Source organism: Gluconobacter sphaericus NBRC 12467, from assembly GCF_006539125.1.
In the GTDB taxonomy this organism is placed as follows: Bacteria; Pseudomonadota; Alphaproteobacteria; order Acetobacterales; family Acetobacteraceae; genus Gluconobacter; species Gluconobacter sphaericus.
Map to the genome: position 1 here is coordinate 1 of NZ_BJMK01000033.1, position 19622 is coordinate 19622.

Sequence of the window (19622 nt, forward strand, 5' to 3'; positions counted from 1 at the left end):
GCTTGGGATCGGGCTGATTCTGCCCCCCCCCCCCGGACGTCCCTCTGGGCAGCGGAAGCGGTACCGGTACCGGCTGATGCCCGGGCGCCCTTTCGCCGTGGGCTGCTGACGAATCTGCTCAATCCCAAGGTTGGCATTTTCTATATGACGTTCATGCCGCAGTTCATTCCGCCGCATGTGAACGTGAAGGAGTTTTCGCTCCTTCTGACGGCCATTCAGGCGCTGCTGTCGTTTGCGTGGCTGGCGCTGCTCGTCGTGTTGACGGTGCCGCTCGGACGGTTTTTGTCGAGTGCGACGGTCGTGCGGCGTATGGACCGGCTGACGGGCAGCATTTTTCTGGCGTTCAGCCTTAAGTTGGCGCTGAGCCGGAGGGCCTGACCAATGACTAAAGCCTATCTTTCCATGGTCTGCTGCGTCGTGGGAGCAACCTGTGCCGTTGTGTCTTACGGCATCACCCATCATTAAAATGACGGGGCCGAAGCCCCGCCATTTTTCAGTTCGCTGACGCCATTCCGCGAAGCACGTAGGGCAGAATGCCCCCGTTGCGGTAGTATTCCGCCTCATCGACCGTATCGACACGGCACAGCAGCGGGACGCCCTGTGTGCTGCCATCCTGACGAGTGACCGTCATGGTCAGGGGCGCGCGTGGTGTGAGGGTTTCGATGCCGTGGATGGCAATCGTCTCCGTTCCATCCAGCCCTAGCGTCGTGCGTGTTGTGCCCGGTTCGAAGGTCAGGGGCAGGACGCCCATGCCGACGAGATTGGAGCGGTGGATACGCTCGAAACTTTCGGCAATGACGGCCTTGATGCCCAGGAGACGCGTGCCCTTTGCGGCCCAGTCACGAGACGAGCCCATTCCGTATTCCTTGCCGCCGAACACCACGAGCGGCACGTCGTCCTGAGCGTAACGGCTGGCGGCATCATAGATGGACATTTGTACGCCGTCCGGCTGATGCAGCGTGACGCCGCCTTCAGTTCCCGGGGCCATCTCGTTGCGGATGCGAATATTGGCGAAAGTCCCCCGAACCATGACGCGGTCATTGCCGCGACGTGAGCCGTAGGAATTGAAGTCCTTCACCGCGACCTGCCCCTCCTGAAGATAGACGCCTGCAGGCGAAGAGGCCGCAATCGCACCAGCCGGGGAGATGTGGTCGGTCGTGATGTTGTCGCCTAGCAGCGCCAGAATCCGCGCGCCGGCAATGTCCTTGGTCGGTGCGGGCTCGGCGGTCAGGCCGTCAAAATAGGGCGGGTTCTGCACATAGGTTGAGCCCGGCTGCCACTTATAGGTCGCCGAAGTTCCGGCAGAGGCCAGAGCCTGCCATTCCTTCGTGCCTTCCGTGATATGGCTGTATCGCTCGACGAAGGCTTCGCGCGTGACGGCAGAGCCGACGAGTTCTGCGATTTCGTGATTAGTTGGCCAGATATCGCGCAGATGAACCGGTGTGCCGTCAGGTGCATGTCCCAGTACGGCCGTCGTGATGTCCTCGCGCATTGTCCCCAGTAGCGCATAGGCGACGACGAGCGGCGGGCTTGCGAGATAATTGGCGCGGACGTTGGGTGAAATCCGGCCCTCGAAATTCCGGTTGCCGGACAGGACGGACGTTGCGACCAAGCCATTGCCTTCAATCGCGTCTACTAACTCTGTCGTCAGTGGGCCAGAATTGCCGATGCAGGTTGTGCAGCCATAGCCGACCGTCTCGAAGCCCAGTGCATCCAGATCAGCGCTCAGATTGGCGCGATCCAGATAGTCTGTGACGACCTGCGAGCCCGGTGCGAGCGACGTCTTGACCCACGGCTTCGGCATCAGGCCAAGTGCGCGGGCCTTGCGGGCCACCAGTCCGGCCGCGACCAGAACGGCGGGGTTGGACGTGTTGGTGCAGGATGTGATGGCGGCGATGACAATGGAGCCGTGCCCGATCGTATAATCCGTGCCGGCGACGGGGGCAGTCTTGTGAATGTCGGCGGGTGCGACACCAAGCGCTTCCGTCAGGGCTTTTTCGAAAGCCGGGGTGGCGACGGAAAGTTCGATCCGGTCCTGCGGGCGCTTGGGACCAGAAATGCAGGGTGTAACCGTGCTCAAATCCAACGTCAGCACATCCGAAAAGACTGGCTCCGGCGTGGACGCGTCACGGAACATACCCTGCGCGCGCAGCCATGCTTCGGTCAGGGCAATGCGGTGTTCGTCACGGCCGGTCTGACGCAGATAGTCGAGCGCCAGTGCATCCACGGGGAAGAAGCCGCAGGTCGCGCCATATTCCGGCGCCATGTTTGCGATGGTTGCGCGATCCGCGACCGGCAGATGATCCAGCGCCGGGCCGAAGAACTCCACGAACTTGCCGACCACGCCCTTGGCGCGCAGCATCTGTGTGACCGTCAGGACCAGATCGGTCGCGGTCGTGCCTTCCGGCAGACGCCCGTCCATTCGAAAGCCTACGACATCGGGGATGAGCATGGAAATCGGCTGTCCGAGCATGGCGGCTTCGGCCTCGATCCCACCAACGCCCCAGCCCAGAACGCCCAGACCATTGACCATGGTCGTGTGGGAATCCGTGCCATACAGCGTATCGGGATAGGCGTAGGTGACGTCGCCGACCGTTCCAGTCCAGACGACCTGGGACAGATATTCCAGATTGACCTGATGACAGATGCCAGCACCCGGCGGGACGACGCGGAACTGGTCAAACGCCTCCTGCCCCCAGCGCAGGAACGCATAACGTTCGCTATTACGCTCGAATTCCAGCGCGACGTTCTGCTGGAGCGCGTCCTTGCGTCCGGCGACGTCCACCATCACGGAATGATCGATCACCAGATCGACGGGGACGAGGGGATTGACCTTCTGCGGATCACCACCAAGTGAGACGATGCCGTCGCGCATGGCCGCCAGATCGACGACGGCCGGAACGCCGGTGAAATCCTGCATCAGGATGCGCGCGGGCTTGAACGGGACTTCCTGCGTCGAGTGCGCGGTTTTCGTCCAATCTACGATCGCCTGCGCGTCCTCGACGCGATAGGTCGAGCCATCCGTAAAGCGCAGGACATTTTCGAGCAGCACCTTCAGGCTGACGGGCAGGCGCGAAATGTCGCCCAGCTTTTCAGCGGCGACAGGCAGAGAAAAATAGCGATAGGAGCGCCCCTCAATCGAGATGTCGCGCTGGCAGTCCAGAAGGTCGTGTCCAACCTGTTTCATGATGGGAATGTTCCTCGGAGGGCTGTCATTAGAGTGGGGGCAGAAAATTACTGGATGGCACGTAGAAGGGCCTGCGTGACGTCCTGCGTGGTGGCCTTGCCGCCCAGATCGCGCGTGCGAAGACCCTCGACCTGAAGGATCTGCTTCATGCCGCCGTCCAGCCGCTTGGACAGATCCTGCCGCCCGACATGCGCCAGCATCATGCTACCGGCCATCATCAGCGCCAGCGGATTGGCGATGCCCTGTCCGGCAATGTCCGGCGCAGAGCCATGGACGGCTTCGAAAATGCCCATTTTCTCGCCAATATTCGCGCCAGGCGCCATGCCCAGGCCGCCCACGAGACCCGCCGTCAGATCGGACAGAATATCACCAAACAGATTGGTCGTGACGATAACGTCATAATTCTCCGGACGGATGACGAGTTCCATCGCGCAGGCGTCAACGATGCGTTCTTCTAGGGCCACGCGGCCTTCATATTCCGCAGCGACCTTGCGACCTTCATGCAGGAACAGACCGCTCAGGATTTTCAGGATATTCGCCTTGTGGACGAGCGTGACCTTCTTGCGGTTGTTCTTGATGGCGTATTCGAAGGCGAAGCGGACAATCCGATTGCATTCGGCGCGGGTATTGAACCCGGCGCCATACGCCACGGCTTCCGGGTCCCCGTCCACGGCCATGTAATGCTCCATCGCGGCATACAGGCCTTCGATGTTCTCGCGGATCACGACCAGATCGACGTTCTCGTAACGGCCGCCGGGCACGATCGTCTGGGTCGGGCGCACGTTGGCATACAGATCGAACGCCTGACGCAGCGTGACATTGATGGAGCGGAAACCCTTGCCGACGGGGGTGGTCAGCGGACCTTTCAGCACAAGGCCAGTACGGCGGATACTATCGAGCGTAGCCTCGGGGAGGGCGGTTCCGTGCTCCTCAAAGGCGCCGACGCCTGCGCTTTGGTGGTCCCAGAGGAAGGGGGCGTCGAGGGCGTCCATGACGGTCGTGACCGACTGCATGATTTCCGGGCCAATTCCGTCACCGGCGATGAGTGTGGCGGGAATGGTCTTGGTCATGGCGCGTTCCTGTTCGGTCAAAGGATGTGTCTGTGACGCGGCGGACCTTAAAGAAGTTCCGTGTCTGAACCAATGTTTGCAGAGGGGTTTCATCATACTTTAAAGGTATGGAATGATCGAACTCAGACACCTCCATGCCGTCATCGCCATTGCCGAGGAGCGCAACCTCACCCGGGCTGCCGAGCGGCTGGGAATTCAGCAGCCCCCGCTGACGCGGCTTCTCAAAGGAGTGGAGCAGGAACTGGGGGTTCAACTCTTTGAGCGTCATGCAAAGGGCATGCGGCTAACGTCCGCAGGACGGAGCATGCTCAAGGGGGCGTATGATGTTATCGCGCGTATGGATGAGACCGTCGAAGATGTCCGCCGGATCGTACGGGGGGAGACGGGAGAACTGTCGATCGGGTTCACGAACTCCGCGCTGTGTCATCCCAGTCTGCCGGATATGCTGGGTCAGTTCCGCGAAACCTGGCCGGATGTGGGCCTGACACTGACGGAGGGCAATTCCAGTCAGCTTCTGGGAGGCTTGCGGGAGGATACGGTGGATGTCGCTTTTGTGCGGACGTCCATTCCCGATGTATCGGATGTTGTAGTCGAACTAATTGTGGAAGAACCTATGGTGGTGGCGGTTCCCCGAACGCACAGACTGGCGAAAGAAGCCCCGGGGTCAGGGCTGAAACTGACAGACCTCGAGAATGAGGACTTCATTCTGTATCAGAGCCAGTACAATAACGGTTTGTACAAAACGATCGTGGATGCTTGTCTGGGAGCAGGTTTCACACCACGGATCCACCAGAAGGGGCCGCAGCTTCTGGCAGCGCTCAATCTGGTTGCCGGGGGACTGGGAATCTCTCTCGTCCCGCAGTCCATGCAGCAGCATCATGCCGGACAGGTGGTCTATATCCCGCTCTCGTCCCGCACGGCTCTGACGGCACCGCTTTATCTGGTGTTTCGCTCGGTCCGGATGACGGGGGCAAAGCTGTATTTCATCCATCAGGCCCGCCGCATCCGGCAGGCCTATGGCGCGGTCGCGGCGGAATGAGGGTTCAGGAATCCAGAGGCGTTGAAACGGACGGGGGTGTTTGGCGGGAGTCACTGACCCAACTCTTGGTCAGCGTATAGGCCACGGAGAGGATCAGAGGGCCGATGAAGATCCCGACCAGTCCCAGTCCGCCGAGCCCGCCAATTACGCCGAGCATGATGAGAATGAGTGGGATATCGGCCTGTTTGCGGATCAGGAATGGGCGCAGGACGTTATCGATAATGATCGTAATGATGGTGACGACGAGCAGAAGTGCTGCCGGGGCAAGACCACGGTCGAAATAGACCCAGATCACGGCCGGGATCAGGGTGACGCCCGGGCCGGCCTGCAGCAGGCAGGCCATGAAGGTCACAGCGGTCAGGATACTGACCCAGGGGACGCCGGCGAGTTTCAGGCCGATGCCGGCCACGGTGGACTCAACGACTGCGGTGACGGTTACGCCAAAGGCGACCCCCCGGATCGTGTAAGCCGCAAGCTGAAGCATTTCCTTCCCGCGATTGCCCGCCAGAATGGTGACGAGTGTGTCCGCGACGGCGATCGCTGATTCCGCGCGCATGAGGAGCACACCGAGGATGACCAGCGTGAGAATGAACTGCAGGGCCAGGATGCTGAAGCTGCCTGCATAGGCCAGAAATGTGTGGATGAGGGTTTCCGGGGCCGGGATGATCTGCCGGATCATTTCGGGAAACTGCATGTGCTGCATGCGCTCCCAGAATGGCGCGATATGCGGACCGATCAGGGGAAGTCGGCCCATCCATGGTGGCTCATCTGGGATGTGGAGCGTGGAAGACGAGGAAACCAGCGCGATGATATCGCCGAAATGGCTCGAAACCGTCGTGATGGCGAGCCAGAGCGGCAGGATAAACACCAGCATCGCAATCAGGATGGTAAGGGAAACGGCCGCCCGGCGGCTGTTCCCGACGATGGTCTGAAGCCGTCGCAGCATGGGCCAGGTCGTCACCGCGATCGTGACGGCCCAGATCGTGGCGGGAAGGAACGGCTTGAGGATCCAGATGGCGCTGATGACAATGCCGCTCGCCAGCAGGGCGACCAGAACGGATCGGGTATTGTCCTGAGAACCATTCTGGAAGAGGTCTGGCATTGAAGGTTTGGCTTTCCGTGGAAATAAAGTCAGCACTGTAGTGCAGGGAAAGATAGGCCGATCTGCCCTCAGGAGAAAATAGGGGTATTTGAAATCTGCGGCTGGTTAGCTTGGTGAGGCGGCTGGCGGATCAGGCTTCCAGAGGCGGTATCCGTTGACGGCGAGCAGGATGAAACCGGCATACAGGACTGCAGTCGGGTAAAGGTCACGGCTGATGAACAGGGCGACGTAGGCGCTGTCCACGACGATCCACAGAAGCCAGGTTTCACGATAGCGCATGGTGTCCCAGCACTGGGCGAGGATGCTGTAGGCCGTTAGGGTGGCGTCCGTGATGGGCATGGGATCATTGGTGAAGCGTGCGAGGATAAAGGCCCAGACTGCGCTTCCCGCCGCACCACAGATCAGCCCATTCAGAAGCGTACGGCGTGTTGGGTGGCGGACGCGGATCCGGCCATTCGTTTTTTTTATCCGGCGCCAGTGCTGCCATCCGTAAATGACGTAGAGGCTGAAGGCGATCTGAAGTTCTGCATCGGCATAGAGTCGCGCTTTGAGGAACACCCAGCAGTAAAGCCCTGCCGCTGCCAGCGAGACGGGCCAGCAGATCATGCTGCGCCGGGACGCCAGCCAGACGGCGAGTGCGCTAAGGACAGCGCCCAGAATTTCGATCAGGGACATGAGGGGGCTTGAAGGGTCTGGGTCAGCCAACGCAGGAACTGCTGCCCGGAGGGCGAGGCGAACCAGTGTGCGTGGCCTAGAAGATAGTCCGTATAGGCCGCTTTCACGCCAGCCTGGTCGTGAACCAGCGTCTCGTAATAGGCGACCTCGGAGAGGGCATATTCGACGTGAACAAGCGGCAGGAAGAGGGGCACTAGACGGCGTTCTTCGCGGGAGAGCGCATATTGCGCCAGATAGCCCGACAGGAACGCTTCGAGCCGTTCATGGATGACCGGGCAGTCGTTCTGGGGTTCGAGCCATGCGATGGCGGTACGTTCGATGGCGACCGCGAGGTCATAGGCGGCGCAGGTCCGGTCCGACATGCCGAAATCCAGAATGCCACAGACCTGTGCATCGGCGCCCGTACCACTCCAGAACAGGTTGGATGGATGCCAGTCGCCATGACCCCAGCGGGGCTGGATCGTGCCGAGATGAGGTTTTAGTCTTTCATGAAACGGCATCAGGGCGGTGGGGATATCTGCATGCCAGGGATGACGGGTCAGGGCCTCTGTCAGCCCGGTCTGTTGTGGGATCCAGCGTTCCAGACCGGCAATCAGGCTGATAGATGTGATGACCTCGAACGTGGAGAGCAGGGGGCGTCGTGAAGGGCGGGCAGGGGCATCGAAACTGCTGGCTGCATCGTGAAGTCGCCCCAGATGCAGGCCGCCGGAAAAGGCGTGTTTGACGTTGTGGAACGGCTCCCAGGACTGCACGGTTTCGTAGAGGTCGTGGCCGGGCATCATGGAAAAGACCTCATAGGCTGACCCATTGAGATCAAGGGCCGCCTGATCGGTTTTCGTGCGCCATGTCTGGCCAACCGGAACGCCCTGTTCGGCCAGATGCATGATGAAGCGATGCTCTTCCGCAAGGGCTGTCGCATCGCGCAGACAGTGATCGTGGCGTTTGAGGAAAACCCGGCTTCCATCCGCCAGCAGGACGACGCCCGTTGAGGAAAATGGTCGCCGTCCGTGCCAGATGACCTGTCTGGCCGGGGCCTGGAGCGGGAAATGGGACAGGACCTCGCAGGCTTCGGCATCGGACAGGGCTGGCCAGTCCCGCTTGTTTTCGGGGCCATGGACGCCGAACTGTCCGGATGCTTCTACCATGCTCAGAATCCCGTTGAGGCGGTGAACAGGGCCGCAAAGCCGCCGCCAATGAAGTAGCTCGGGGCACTTCCGGCAATGGTGGTGCCATACACGCCGGTCGTGTCCTTCGCATTCAGGGTGGGGCTCGCCACGCCGGAAAGATAGTGCTCGTTTGTGATGTTGATGAAGTTCATCCGCAGGGTTGGCTGATGCAGATGGACGTGATCCGAGAAGCGGTAGCCGATGGCGAGATCGCCCGTCGTATGGTCCGAAACGCGCTCGTCATTCATGAACGTGGCGTACTGGTGGCCGGTGTAATGCACGGTGGCAACGCCGAAGATGTGTCCGTCATCGTAACTCAGCCCGGCTGCGGCCTGAAGGGTGGGGCTGCGGACAGCGATTTTGCCACGGGTGCGCAGAAGGTCTCCGCCGGACATCAGGTCGTTGTCGATGGTGGCGTGCAGATATTCGCCCGACACATAGGGGCTGAAGTGATGCCAGGGACGCAAGCCGATTTCCACGTCCACACCGCGTGACGTCTGACCACCGGCATTCATGGTTGTGCTGACGATGGAGCCGTTCTGTACGGCCTGCGTGGAGATCTGGCGGTTAGTGAAGTTGTAATTGAACAGTGTCAGGCTGCCGATGATCCAGCGTCCCGTCCGGCGGTAGCCCAACTCTTCGGAAATGGAATATTCGTTGCGGATGTCGGCCGATCCGGTGCCGTACATTTCGCCCGAAGAGGGGTCGTAGGTGTTGTACAGCGCACTCTGATCCGGGGCGCGGAAATTGGTCGTGGTGTTGAAGAAGAGCTGGTTTTCGCCGTCAATCCGCCAGCGCACGCCCAGACGGGGGAGGGGCTCCATGCTGTTAGAGCCGACATGGTACTGCGGCCCCGGCATGCTGTTAGTGCCATCGCGGCTCATCATGACGGCCTTGAACCCGAGGTCAATGGCCAAATGGTCATGCAGCAGGGATATGTGGTCACCGACGAACAGGGCGTTCGTCTGGGAAATGGTATGAAAGCTGCCGCCGAGAAGGCGTTCGCCGTTCGATAGGCGGATCACGTCCTTACTGCTTTCCGCCCAGATGTCCGGTGCATATCCGTTGGTCTGGACAGCTGTGAACGGCTGCTGCTCGTTATCATCGCCATAATCGTACCAGTAACCCAGAACGAAATCGTTCCAGCCGGTTTTGTAATGTAGGGCACTGGTAAGGCCGGAGCGGTAGCTGCGCTGGGTATAATCCGCGCGGACCACGCCGACGCCATCCTGTGCGCCGGGCAGGTTCAGCGTGTCGGGCAGGGCCTGTGTGCCCTGATAGAGACCGGATGTGGACATCGTGCTTCCGCCCGGCCAGTTGCCATAGGCGAACTGGGCGTAAGGTGTGACGTCCAGAGACAGGTGGTCTGTCAGCGTCAGATGAACGGGCGCTCCGCCATAAAGGGTGCGTTCTCCGTCACGCCACAGGCGCCAGTAATTCGCCCCGTTTTCGGGATTGCTGCTGTCATAGCGGGCCAGAAGGTTGTTCTGGCCTTTGATCCCGTCCGATTTCCAGCTGTCCATCGTGGGTTCAGGATACCAGCTTGTGATGGTCGTGTTGAAAGTGCCGATGAGGCTGGCGCGGTTGCCCTGTCCCCATTCCTTGAGGAATTTGAAATCGACATGCTGCTTTGCGTCGCGGCCTGGCCCGCGCCAGTTGTCGGTCGCGCCGTGGGAGTAGGAGACGAAACCACGGATGCCGGTATGGGCGATGTCGCCGGTGTCGAGGCGGATGAATTCGCGGTTGGTGTTGTAGGACCCGTAAGACACGCTGGCGTCACCGCCTGCTTTTTGGGCGGGATCGCGGAAGGTCAGGTTCATTAACCCCCCGGCGGCGTTCAGGACTGGGCTGTCCAGATCGGCCGATCCCTGTGCCAGGGCGATTTCCTGATAGTTCTCACTGTCTGCGAACTGGCTGGGCGTGCCGGAATAGGCGGCGACATCGTTCAGCGGCATGCCTTCGAGCACGTAACCAATGGCGCTGTTATCGAGCCCGCGAACGGTTATGTCGGTATTGGGGGAAAATCCCATCGGATCGGACGAGGATACGTTGGCGCCGGGTAGCATGGATGCCAGCTGGAAGGCTGTTGCCATCGGGGCCTGTTTGGAAATGAAATCCTGACTGACCGTGCTGACAGATTTCACGCCGTCCTGCAGATGGATCAGTCCTCCCCCCGGTTGATTGCCGGGAGCACTGTCCGCAATGCGGTGCACAATGATGTGTTCGGTTTTGGGAGGTTGTGGAGCCTGTGGCTGAGATGCGGCCCGCTGGATCGCGGGCCTGTTCGTGGCCGGTGTCTCGGCGGCATGCGCAGCCGAAAAACAGACCGTTGTGCCGATCAGGACAGGCAGGACACTGCGACACCGCGAGCGGCCGACGGCAGACACAGGCGTTTCCCGGGTGTTGGGGCAGTATGGTCTGACAGACGCTGGGGCCGGAGCGGCCAAGGGTTGTCTGTGTGCCATGATGAGAGACTCCTCGCCTGTAAGCAATGAGATCTCAGCTCTGACAGGAAAGGTTCAAGCTGCTGGCTGCGTTGTGCATGGACATGCGCCGGGCAGACAGCGACCACCATCCCTCCGCCAGTATGAACTGGATCAGGTTCAATGGGTCACTGCGCCGTATGACTTTTAAGGGTCACACCAGCAGAATCTCAGCCCTATGCCAGAGCCCCCCACGGTGAAGCGCCACAAATCCTCGCTGGAAGAGAAATTGTCAACATGACGGAGCCGTCTGCATGCAGGTGTCGCATCCGGGAAAGAGTATGTTGTAAACAATTTCGAGAGAAGTATTCATTTTTTATTAATAACGACAGGTATAAATTTATAAACACTCACGTTGCCCCTCGAACATAGCGTGAGACCAGATGTCAAAAAGACCCTCATGCTAAAATGGATTGAAAAAACCGCCTATGTCCGACAAAAAATCAAGGTGCTTTTTGGCGTTTTGATTCTGCTTTCTGTGGTTCAGGTCATGGTTGAGCAGATTTTTCAGCATCTGTTCGTGCATTATAGGCATGAACAGACTCTGTCGCAGGGTGCGGGACTGCTGTTCCAGATTACCCTGACGCTCCTGATCGCCAGATTTGCTATCCACATCGTCGCGGTTCCCTTCGAACAAATCACGGCTGCTACTGAAAAGGTGGCCGGGGGCGCACTTAACACCACCATTCCCTGCCTTCATCAGCAGGACTGCGCCGGCCGTCTGGCCCGGTCCCTTCAGTCCTTTCGGGAAAACAGCCAGAATCAGCTGAAGCTTCAGGAAATTTCAGCTATCGAGGCGCGTGAGGCCGCGCGTGTCCAGAGAGAACTTTCCGGAAAGAGCGAAAGCATCCGTCGGCTGCAAAGCGAAACGATCGAGACGATCTGCGCCGGGATGGAAATCGTGAAGAACGGGGACCTGACCTTCATGTTCCAAGAGCATTTTCAAGACCGGTTTGAAGAGTTCCGGCGGGATTTCAATACACTTATCCATATTTACCGAACGGCGATTGCCAGGATTTCCGATGCGACGCTCATGATTGCCAACGGGACGTCGGAAATCGCTTCGGCTTCCGCTGAACTGAGTGAGCGGACAGAACGGCAGGCCGTCAACCTTGCCCAGTCCGCCGCGTCCCTCAACAGCATTACACAGACAGTTGGCAAAACCGCCCGCTCCGCTGTGCAGGCGCGTGAGACGTCTCTGGAAACACGGGCCCAGATGGTTGTGATTTCGGGGGTCATGCATTCGGCCAACACGGTGATGGGAGAAATCCGGGCCTCCTCGCGGCAGGTCGAGAGTATTCTGGGTCTGATTGAGGAGGTCGCGTTCCAGACCAATCTGCTGTCGCTGAACGCGGGGATCGAGGCGGCGCGCGCCGGTGAGGCGGGTCAGGGATTTGATGTGGTCGCAAAGGAGATCAGGGCTCTGGCTCAGCGTTCGGCCAAGTCCGCCCAGGAGATTCGTAACATCATCGCTTCCTCGGGTCGTCAGGTGGAAGAGGGTGTTCATTTCGTTGGCGAGGCAGATCGGTCGATGAAAGTCATCAATCAGCATGTGGACGGGATCACGTCGCTGCTTGAGGAGATTTCCGAGGCTACGACGGGTGAAGCTGAAAGCCTTGAGACAATTAACGAGGCGATCAACGAAATGGATCAGATGACCCAGCGGAATGCCGCGATGGTGGAAGAGGTCAACGTGGCGTGTCGGAACCTGAGCAACGAGGCGAAGGATCTTTTCGCCGAATTGTCCAGATTTAGCTTTGCTCCCGCGCAGCCGTCCGATGACTGGATCCACCCTGCAAACCGGAGCCTTGCTGCGGCAGAAGCCTGACGAAGACGATCTTGCCCCGGCCGGGGCGGTGGAACATTATCGCGACATGCCTCGACATTGGCCCTGATATTCCCGACACTGGTGGCATGCTGGTTCGTTCCCTGTACTTTCCTGTCCTGAATGACGTATCCTGCCGATGATGGGGCAGGCTTTCCGTTCTCTGGGGAGACGTAACTACCGCATCTGGGCCATGGGGGCCCTGGTCTCGAATATTGGGACCTGGATGCAGATGACGACGCAGGATTGGCTGGTTCTGACGGAATTGACCCGGCATGATGCGACCGCTGTTGGCATCGTTACGGCGCTTCAGCTCGCGCCACCGCTTCTGCTGATTTTCTGGACTGGAAAAATTGCTGACAGGGTGGAGAAGCATCGTTTTCTGCTGCTGACTCAAGCTGCACTTGGAACTTTGGCGATTGCGCTGGGGGTTTTGGTAGTGACGGGCCTGATTCGGTTGTGGGAAGTGGACTCGTTTGCGTTTTTAAGCGGCTGTGTGGCGGCTTTTGACAGCCCGGTGCGGCAGATTTTTGTGGGCGAACTGGTTGGTGAAGCGGATCTGGCCAATGCCGTCGCGCTCAATTCCGTTTCTTATAACGCGGGGCGTATGATCGGGCCGGCTGTGGCGGCGTTCTGTATTGCCGAGCTCGGCTCGGGCTGGTCGTTCATTCTGAACGGGCTTTCGTTTTATGGCGTACTGATGTCGCTCCTCTCCCTGCGAGCACAGGAACTGCATCGTCTTGCACTAGTCAAACCCGAAAATGCGCATCAGGAAAAACAGGATCTGCTGACGGGCGTGCGCTACGTCTGGAAGCGCGATGATCTGCGGACCATCCTGTTCATGCTGTTTCTGCTGGGGGCGTTCGGGCTTAATTTCCCGATTTATATCTCAACCATGGCTGTAAGCGTCTTTCACGTCGGGGCGCATGGTTATGGGATCCTGAATTCGGCAATGGCGGTCGGAACGATCGCCGGGGCCCTGTTCGCGGCCAGTCGTAAGACCATGCAGTTTTCCGCCCTGCCGCAGGGTGCCGTCGTTTTCAGTTTGGCCTGTCTGCTGGGCGCGCTTTCTCCGGGATACTGGGCTTTTGCTGTCACGCTGGTTATGGCCGGAATGGCGTCGCTGACCTTCACGGCGGTTAGCAACAGCTACATGCAGCTGGCAACGGATCCGGGCATGCGTGGGCGGGTGGTCTCCATCCGCTTCGCGGTTTTTGCAGGGTCATCTCCGTTGGGGGCACCGCTGGTGGGCATGGTTGCGAACTGTCTGGGCCCCCGCTGGGCTCTGGGGATCGGATCGCTCTCCGGGATTCTGGCGGCCGGGGTGGCGCTGCTGTATCTGCACCGGTTGCAGGCTGGAAAAGAGACATGCTCCTGACGTATCGGGGCATGATCGTCCAAAGGTTGCGGCGGGGATTGATTGGCGTCTTGGTGCTGCTTGGTCTGCTGTTACCCTGGATGGGATGGGTCGCGTTCCGGGGTGTCTCGGCTGTTCCGGTCCGTTCGGAAATGGCGGTCATCCTCGGAACAGCCGTTACGCAAAAGGGGGAGCCACGTCTGGCGCTGCGGGAGCGTCTGGAAGAAGGGTTGCGGCTGTGGCGTGCCGGGCTTGTGCGAACGATCATGGTGAGCGGTGCGATCGAAAGCGACAATCATCAGGACGAAGCCCGGATCATGGCGGACTGGCTGATGGCCAGGGATATTCCAGCTTCGGTAATCATTGTGGATTCGCACGGAAACAACACCTGGCTGACGGCCCTGCATGTTGCCCGGCTGCATCCCGAGGGCGTTGTCGTGGTCACGCAGTGGTTTCATGTCCTGCGGTCGGAATGGGCGCTTCGCCGGGCGGGCGTAAGGCTGGTCTCAGGGGGGGCGCCGTGCCACTTCCGGATGGCGGAACTCTGGTACCTGTTCCGGGATTCCGTGGCGCTCCCAGTCTATGTGCTAACGAAAGCGCCTTAGGGGTGACTGAATCAGTAGGGGACTCCGATCTGTTCGATGGCTGTGGCAAGGGACGGCGTGAGTGGCATCATCGGGGCAAGCGTGGCCTGATAGGCGTGATACAAGTCTCCCTTGCCTTTGTAGATCGTCTCGGTGGGTTCGCCCTCGGGGCTGACTTCATTGAACCAGCTTCCGAAATCGCGGTCGATCAGGGTTGTGTCGATATAATCCCAGATCATGCGGTACCAGTGCTCGTAATGGGGATTTCCAGTCCGCTTGTAGAGGTTGATCGCGGCTGTCAGGGCTTCGGCCTGCGCCCAGTGAATGCGGCTGCGGTTGTGCGGGCCGTGTTCCCAGTTGATGGTGTAGAGCATGCCGGGCCGGCCATCGGCGTTCCAGCCGGTGTTTACCCCGGTTTCGAACAGGGCTTGGGCGTCGTGCAGCATCCATTCTGGCGTGGCTAGGCCATGACGCAGAAGGGCGGCTTCGAGCTTCAGGGTCAGATGGGCCCACTCCACGAAGTGCCCAGGCGTCATGCCATAGGGGCGTAGGTCATCGTTGGGCTTGTCGCTGTGATAGTCGCGCATGAGCGTCCAGTTGCGCTTGAAATGCTCCGGCATTGCGAATCCTTCCGCGGCGGCCAGTTCATGTACGAAGCGCGTGACGATGCGGCGGGCGCGATGGAGCCATTTCACGTCACCAGTGACATCTGCCAGTGCCATGAAGGCCTCGGTGGAATGCATATTGCTGTTGGCGCCGCGGTAGTCTTCCTCGTCTGACCAGTCCGGGGCGAAGCTTTCGCGCATGACGCCTTCCTCCTCGCTCCAGAAATGGGTTTCGATCTGATCGATTGCATCCCGGAGCAGATCGCCTGCGCCCTCCGCACCGATCAGTACGGCCGAGGATGCCGCGAGGGCCACGAAAGCGTGCAGGTAAGCCTGCTTGCGGTCATGTTCCTTGTCTGTGAAATGCTGCCAGCCCCCATGAGTGTCATCGCGAAAATTCGTGCGCAGGGCATGGATTCCATGAGCGACGAGCGGCGCGCTTCCGGGGAGGCCCTGAAGCTCCGCCACGGCATAGGCATGGACGCAGCGTGCGGTCAGCGTGGCCTCGGGTTTCGCATTTTCAGGCAACGTGCCTTCCAGATCCAGCCCGGTAAAACCGCCGTCTATGCATCCGCCCTTGCTGAAATCTAGAAGGCGGCGACCCTGCATTTCCAGCCATGCCCGGTGAGAGGGGCGGCGGATCCAGCTGTCGCGGCTGAGGAGGGTGGGTGAAAGGCGGTCGGTCATGAGGCGCTCCGGGCAGGTCGACAGATGTGGTTATCAGGACGTTTCAGGGGCGCCGGGGTTCCGGAAGGGTATGTGGACAGGCATGATGCTCACGAAGATGCGCACGGATGCGGATGTGTCTTGCGTCGTGCGATGGGTTTGCCGATACAGGAGAGTATGACTGACCGGCCCTCAATCATCGTCGCTCCCAGCCTTTTGGCTGCTGACTTTTCCCGCCTCGGGGAAGAGATATCCTCCATTGCGCGCGCGCCCTGGCTCCATCTCGATGTGATGGACGGGCATTTCGTGCCGAATATCTCGTTTGGCCCTCCGGTCATTGCGGCCCTTCGCAGGCATACGGATGCGAAATTCGACGTCCATCTGATGATCGATCCGGTGGACCCGTATCTGGAGGCTACTGCGAAAGCAGGCGCCGATCACATCACGGTGCATGTTGAGAACGCACCCCATCTGCATCGTTCGCTTCAGACCATCCGTGCCCTGGGCTGCCGTCCCGGCGTTGCAATCTGTCCGGCGACGCCTGCAGTGGCGCTGTCGGAAGTCATGGATCTGGTGGATATCATTCTTGTCATGACCGTTAACCCGGGATTTGGTGGTCAGAGCTTTCTCGACAGTCAGCTTGCCAAGATCAGGACACTGGCGGAAATGATCCGCGAGAGCGGACGGGAGATTGTCCTTGCCGTGGATGGCGGGATTGATCCCCGGACGGCGCCACTTGTTGTGGACGCAGGCGCGACCATGCTCGTTGCGGGTTCGGCAGTCTTTGGAAAAGAAGACCGGGACGCTGCGATCCGAGCGCTTGAAGGGCCGTTCGCGGAACAGATTACCGGATGACAGGCGGTCGCTGGCTTCGAGGTCTTCGCCTCTCCTTTGCCCGTTTGCCCTTTGGGGGGCCAGCTTCCGAAGGCCCAGTGCATGCGTTCCGCGATCCATGGAAAGGCGATCCGGATCAGGGCGCGCGCCTGATTGGGGGCTATTTCCGTTTCGACCGACAGGACTATCCGCTGCCAAACGGGAACTGGGAGCGTGGTCCCTGGCCGGAGCCGGTGCGTGAATGGCTCCATGGATTCAGCTGGTTGCGGGATCTGCGGACCCTCGGGAGCGACAGGGCCCGTTTGACCGCACGGAGACTCGTCAGTGACTGGTTGACGCATCCGCCAACCGATCCGCTGGTGCGGGATGCGTGCGTCACGGGGGGGCGTCTAGCGTCGTGGCTGTCGAATCATGAGTTCTGCCTGGCCTCTGCCGATCCGCGGCTTCAGCAGCGTCTAATGGAACGGATGCTGGTGGAGGGCCGGACCATCGCGGCCCTTCTGCCTTTGCCCCCGCAGGGTGCACGTGGCCTGATGGCATTTCGGGGATTGCTGGCGGCAGCCATGGCAATGCCAGAGCAGACGGGGTTCATGTCCCGATTCCTGCGGTATCTGCCTGGAGAACTGGAGCGGCTGGTTCTGACAGATGGCACAGTAATGGAGCGCAGCCCGGAGGCGCAGTTCCTCGCCGCGCGTGAGCTGGCGGAAATGTCCGTTATGTTCCGTACTGCTCATGCCAGTGTTCCGCCCTTTATCGATCGGGCGCTGGACAAGGTCTGTCCCGTTCTGCGGGCGATGCGGCACGGTGATGGTGGTCTTGCAGTCTTTAATGGGGCGAACGAGCGGCACAGCGCAGCTGTGGAAGATGTTCTGACTCAGGGGTCGCGGCAGAAATTGATTGCGCCTGCCATGCCACAGGGAAAATTCACGCGGCTGGCGCTTGGCAAATCACTGCTGCTTGTAGACAGTGGCCCTCCCGCGCCAGTTGGTTTTGATAGTATGGCGCACGCCGGAACGCTGTCCTTCGAGTTTTCGTACCAGCGCCATCGCCTGTTCGTGAATTGTGGAAGTGCTGTGGTCGGGGCCTGGCGCGATGCCATGAGATGCAGCGCCGCTCATACGGTACTTGTAGCGGATGGTCTGTCGTCTGCGGACTTCGGACCAGCTGGCGGCATGACGCGCCGGCCGGTTACCGTGTCCTGCGATCATCAGACCGACGGCACCGCGCACTGGTTGGATCTGTCACATGATGGCTACCACGCGCCGCTGGGAGCAAAATGGACCCGTCGCCTGTATTTCGGCTCGGATGGTGAGGACTTGCGTGGGCAGGAGATCATTGATGGGGAACGCAATATCGACTTTGCCATCCGCTTTCATATTCACCCCGATGTGAAAGTGACGCAGGATGATGAGGATATCATTCTGCAGGTTGGCGGGACGATCTGGCGCTTCAGGCAGCGTGACGGGGGTGTGCGGCTGGAAAATGATATTTATCTGGGGCGAGGGAGGCGCGAGGTTTGCCAACAGATCATCATTATACCGCGGCCTCTTCCTGACGTGACTTCGCCGGAAGGTGAGGCCGCACCGGCTGATGAAAAACCTGATGCCGAAAAGGCGATTAAACGAATTCATCAGAGCATAACCTGGTTGCTTGAACGCATCCCGGAATAGGCTGTTTCGTAATTGTGAAGATACTTGAGATTACCAACGTGGATTTTGCTCTCAGGCAGTTCCTGCTGCCGCTGATGCGGGAGCTGCGTGATGCTGGGTATGACGTTCAGGGGGCCTGTGCGGAAGGTTCCCATCTGGAGCCTGTCCGGGCCGAAGGCTTTACGGTGCATGGTGTTCCGATGGCCCGCTCCTTTTCGCCACTGGCACAGTATAAGGCATTTGTTGCTCTGGTGCGGTTGATTCGGCGGGAAAAGCCGGATCTGGTCCATGGGCACATGCCGATTAGCGGCATTCTGGCGCGATTTGCCGCGCGGCTCTGCGGGGTGCGTGTCGTAGCGTATACATGTCACGGATTTTTGTTCAATCAGCCGGGATCATGGCGTCGCAGGATGCTTTCCCTGATTCTGGAATGGGCGGCAGGGCGCATAACGGATCTGTATATGACGGTCTCGGGCGAAGAAGCGCGGGACGCACGTCGGCTGCATCTGAACCGCAACCCCATCGCCATCGGCAATGGTCGTGATCCCCGACGCTACCATCCCGATCCGGAGACGCGGGCACGCTTGCGCAGGGAACTCAGAGTGCCGGAAGATCGGCCGGTGGTCATCGTGGTGTCGCGCCTGGTGCGGCATAAGGGTCATCCCGAACTGCTGCGTGCGATGGAAGATGTGCCGGAGGCGGAGCTCTGGGTGGTCGGGGAACGTCTGCCTTCGGATCATGGCGCGGATCTGACGGTAGCCTTCGCAGGCGCGTGCGACCGTCTCGGCCCGCGTCTGCGGATGCTTGGATATCGTGAAGATGTCTCGGAGTTGCTGAAGGCCGCAGATGTGTTTGCGCTGCCTAGCCATTTCGAGGGCCTGCCCATGTCGGTCATCGAAGCGATGCTGACGGGATTGCCGGTCGTGGCGACGGACGTCCGGGGGCCGAGAGAGCAGGTACTGGATGGAAAAACCGGATTTCTGGTTCCACCTGGTCTGTCCACGCCTCTCGCGAAGGCCCTGCGTACCCTGTCGCAGGATGCAACGTTAAGACAGAAGATGGGCGCGGCCGGAAGACAGGTCGCGCTTGAGGCGTATGACGAACGGCATATCCTGAAGCATGTCGTGGCGCTTATGGAAAAAGCCTGTTCCTGAGACCCTGTCAGTCGTGAAAAGTTTGAAGATCATTGAGGACTGACCATCCATGATTGAAAGGGATTGCACGACGAACGGCTGTTTGGTCTGGGCGGAAAGATGCAGAATGCTCTGTTTCGCCAGATCGGCGTCGGTCAGTGCAGATATTCCGGTCGTGATGGCATCCTACTGAGCTGCATTGTTCTTAGTCAGTTGCGAAATGAGTTGGAAGGATCGAAGAACCGCT

The 19622-nt window shown here is 59.8% G+C and carries 15 protein-coding genes and 1 riboswitch; of the genes, 8 read left to right on the top strand and 7 right to left on the bottom strand.

Going from position 1 to position 19622, the window contains the following annotated elements:
- A partial coding sequence (locus GSP01_RS12420; protein WP_141353990.1) for a LysE family translocator occupies positions 1-378 on the top strand: 378 nt, incomplete at its 5' end.
- 115 nt (positions 379-493) lie between these two features.
- On the opposite strand, the gene acnA is transcribed toward GSP01_RS12420, so the two are convergent.
- Both acnA and GSP01_RS12430 read right to left on the bottom strand, forming a co-directional pair.
- On the bottom strand, positions 494-3187 hold the full coding sequence (gene acnA, locus GSP01_RS12425; protein WP_141353992.1) for an aconitate hydratase AcnA: 2694 nt from the start codon (positions 3185-3187) through the stop codon (positions 494-496).
- A gap of 47 nt (positions 3188-3234) precedes the next feature.
- Positions 3235-4257, bottom strand: a complete 1023-nt coding sequence (locus GSP01_RS12430; RefSeq protein ID WP_141353994.1) for an isocitrate/isopropylmalate dehydrogenase family protein — start codon at positions 4255-4257, stop codon at positions 3235-3237.
- Positions 4258-4369: 112 nt separating this feature from the next.
- On the opposite strand from GSP01_RS12430, the gene GSP01_RS12435 reads away from it, so the two are divergent.
- Positions 4370-5296 carry a LysR family transcriptional regulator gene (locus GSP01_RS12435; protein ID WP_141353996.1) on the top strand — a complete coding sequence of 309 codons (927 nt, stop codon included), beginning with the start codon at positions 4370-4372 and terminating at the stop codon, positions 5294-5296.
- 4 nt (positions 5297-5300) lie between these two features.
- On the opposite strand, the gene GSP01_RS12440 is transcribed toward GSP01_RS12435, so the two are convergent.
- The 4 genes from GSP01_RS12440 to GSP01_RS12455 all read right to left on the bottom strand — a co-directional run bounded on the left by GSP01_RS12440 (position 5301) and on the right by GSP01_RS12455 (position 10704).
- Positions 5301-6398: an AI-2E family transporter gene (locus GSP01_RS12440; protein ID WP_141353998.1), complete on the bottom strand. Its 1098-nt coding sequence runs from the start codon at positions 6396-6398 to the stop codon at positions 5301-5303.
- 105 nt (positions 6399-6503) lie between these two features.
- Positions 6504-7073: a nicotinamide riboside transporter PnuC gene (gene pnuC, locus GSP01_RS12445; protein ID WP_141354000.1), complete on the bottom strand. Its 570-nt coding sequence runs from the start codon at positions 7071-7073 to the stop codon at positions 6504-6506.
- Positions 7064-8218: a phosphotransferase enzyme family protein gene (locus tag GSP01_RS12450; protein ID WP_141354002.1), complete on the bottom strand. Its 1155-nt coding sequence runs from the start codon at positions 8216-8218 to the stop codon at positions 7064-7066. Before GSP01_RS12450 ends, pnuC begins: the two co-directional genes overlap by 10 nt.
- A 2-nt stretch (positions 8219-8220) precedes the next feature.
- A complete protein-coding gene (locus tag GSP01_RS12455; protein WP_141354003.1) occupies positions 8221-10704 on the bottom strand; it encodes a TonB-dependent receptor in 2484 nt (827 codons plus the stop codon).
- A gap of 92 nt (positions 10705-10796) precedes the next feature.
- Positions 10797-10926, bottom strand: a riboswitch (TPP riboswitch).
- Between the two features lie 259 nt (positions 10927-11185).
- Here GSP01_RS12455 and GSP01_RS12460 point away from each other — a divergent pair.
- The 3 genes from GSP01_RS12460 (at position 11186) to GSP01_RS12470 (ending at position 14509) form a co-directional block, all read left to right on the top strand.
- On the top strand, positions 11186-12550 hold the full coding sequence (locus GSP01_RS12460) for a methyl-accepting chemotaxis protein (RefSeq protein ID WP_228123881.1): 1365 nt from the start codon (positions 11186-11188) through the stop codon (positions 12548-12550).
- Between the two features lie 136 nt (positions 12551-12686).
- The gene (locus GSP01_RS12465) at positions 12687-13925 is read left to right on the top strand and encodes an MFS transporter (RefSeq protein ID WP_141354005.1); all 1239 of its coding nucleotides are present in this window, start codon (positions 12687-12689) and stop codon (positions 13923-13925) included.
- Entirely contained in the window at positions 13916-14509 is a 594-nt protein-coding gene (locus GSP01_RS12470) for a YdcF family protein (protein WP_174787600.1), read from the top strand. The genes GSP01_RS12465 and GSP01_RS12470 overlap by 10 nt, the downstream gene beginning before the upstream one ends.
- Positions 14510-14520: 11 nt before the next feature.
- On the opposite strand, the gene GSP01_RS12475 is transcribed toward GSP01_RS12470, so the two are convergent.
- The gene (locus GSP01_RS12475; RefSeq protein ID WP_141354007.1) at positions 14521-15780 is read right to left on the bottom strand and encodes an AGE family epimerase/isomerase; all 1260 of its coding nucleotides are present in this window, start codon (positions 15778-15780) and stop codon (positions 14521-14523) included.
- 156 nt (positions 15781-15936) lie between these two features.
- Between GSP01_RS12475 and rpe the strand changes: the two genes are divergently transcribed.
- Genes rpe through GSP01_RS12490 form a run of 3 tightly spaced genes read left to right on the top strand, consistent with a single transcriptional unit; the run spans position 15937 to position 19396 of the window.
- Positions 15937-16614 carry a ribulose-phosphate 3-epimerase gene (gene rpe / locus GSP01_RS12480; RefSeq protein WP_141354009.1) on the top strand — a complete coding sequence of 226 codons (678 nt, stop codon included), beginning with the start codon at positions 15937-15939 and terminating at the stop codon, positions 16612-16614.
- Positions 16611-18263, top strand: coding sequence for a heparinase II/III family protein (locus tag GSP01_RS12485; protein WP_141354011.1), 1653 nt, complete (start codon positions 16611-16613; stop codon positions 18261-18263). Before rpe ends, GSP01_RS12485 begins: the two co-directional genes overlap by 4 nt.
- A gap of 14 nt (positions 18264-18277) precedes the next feature.
- Positions 18278-19396 (top strand): glycosyltransferase family 4 protein, encoded by a 1119-nt coding sequence (locus tag GSP01_RS12490; RefSeq protein ID WP_141354013.1) that lies wholly within the window; start codon positions 18278-18280, stop codon positions 19394-19396.
- The last annotated feature ends 226 nt before the right edge of the window (positions 19397-19622 follow it).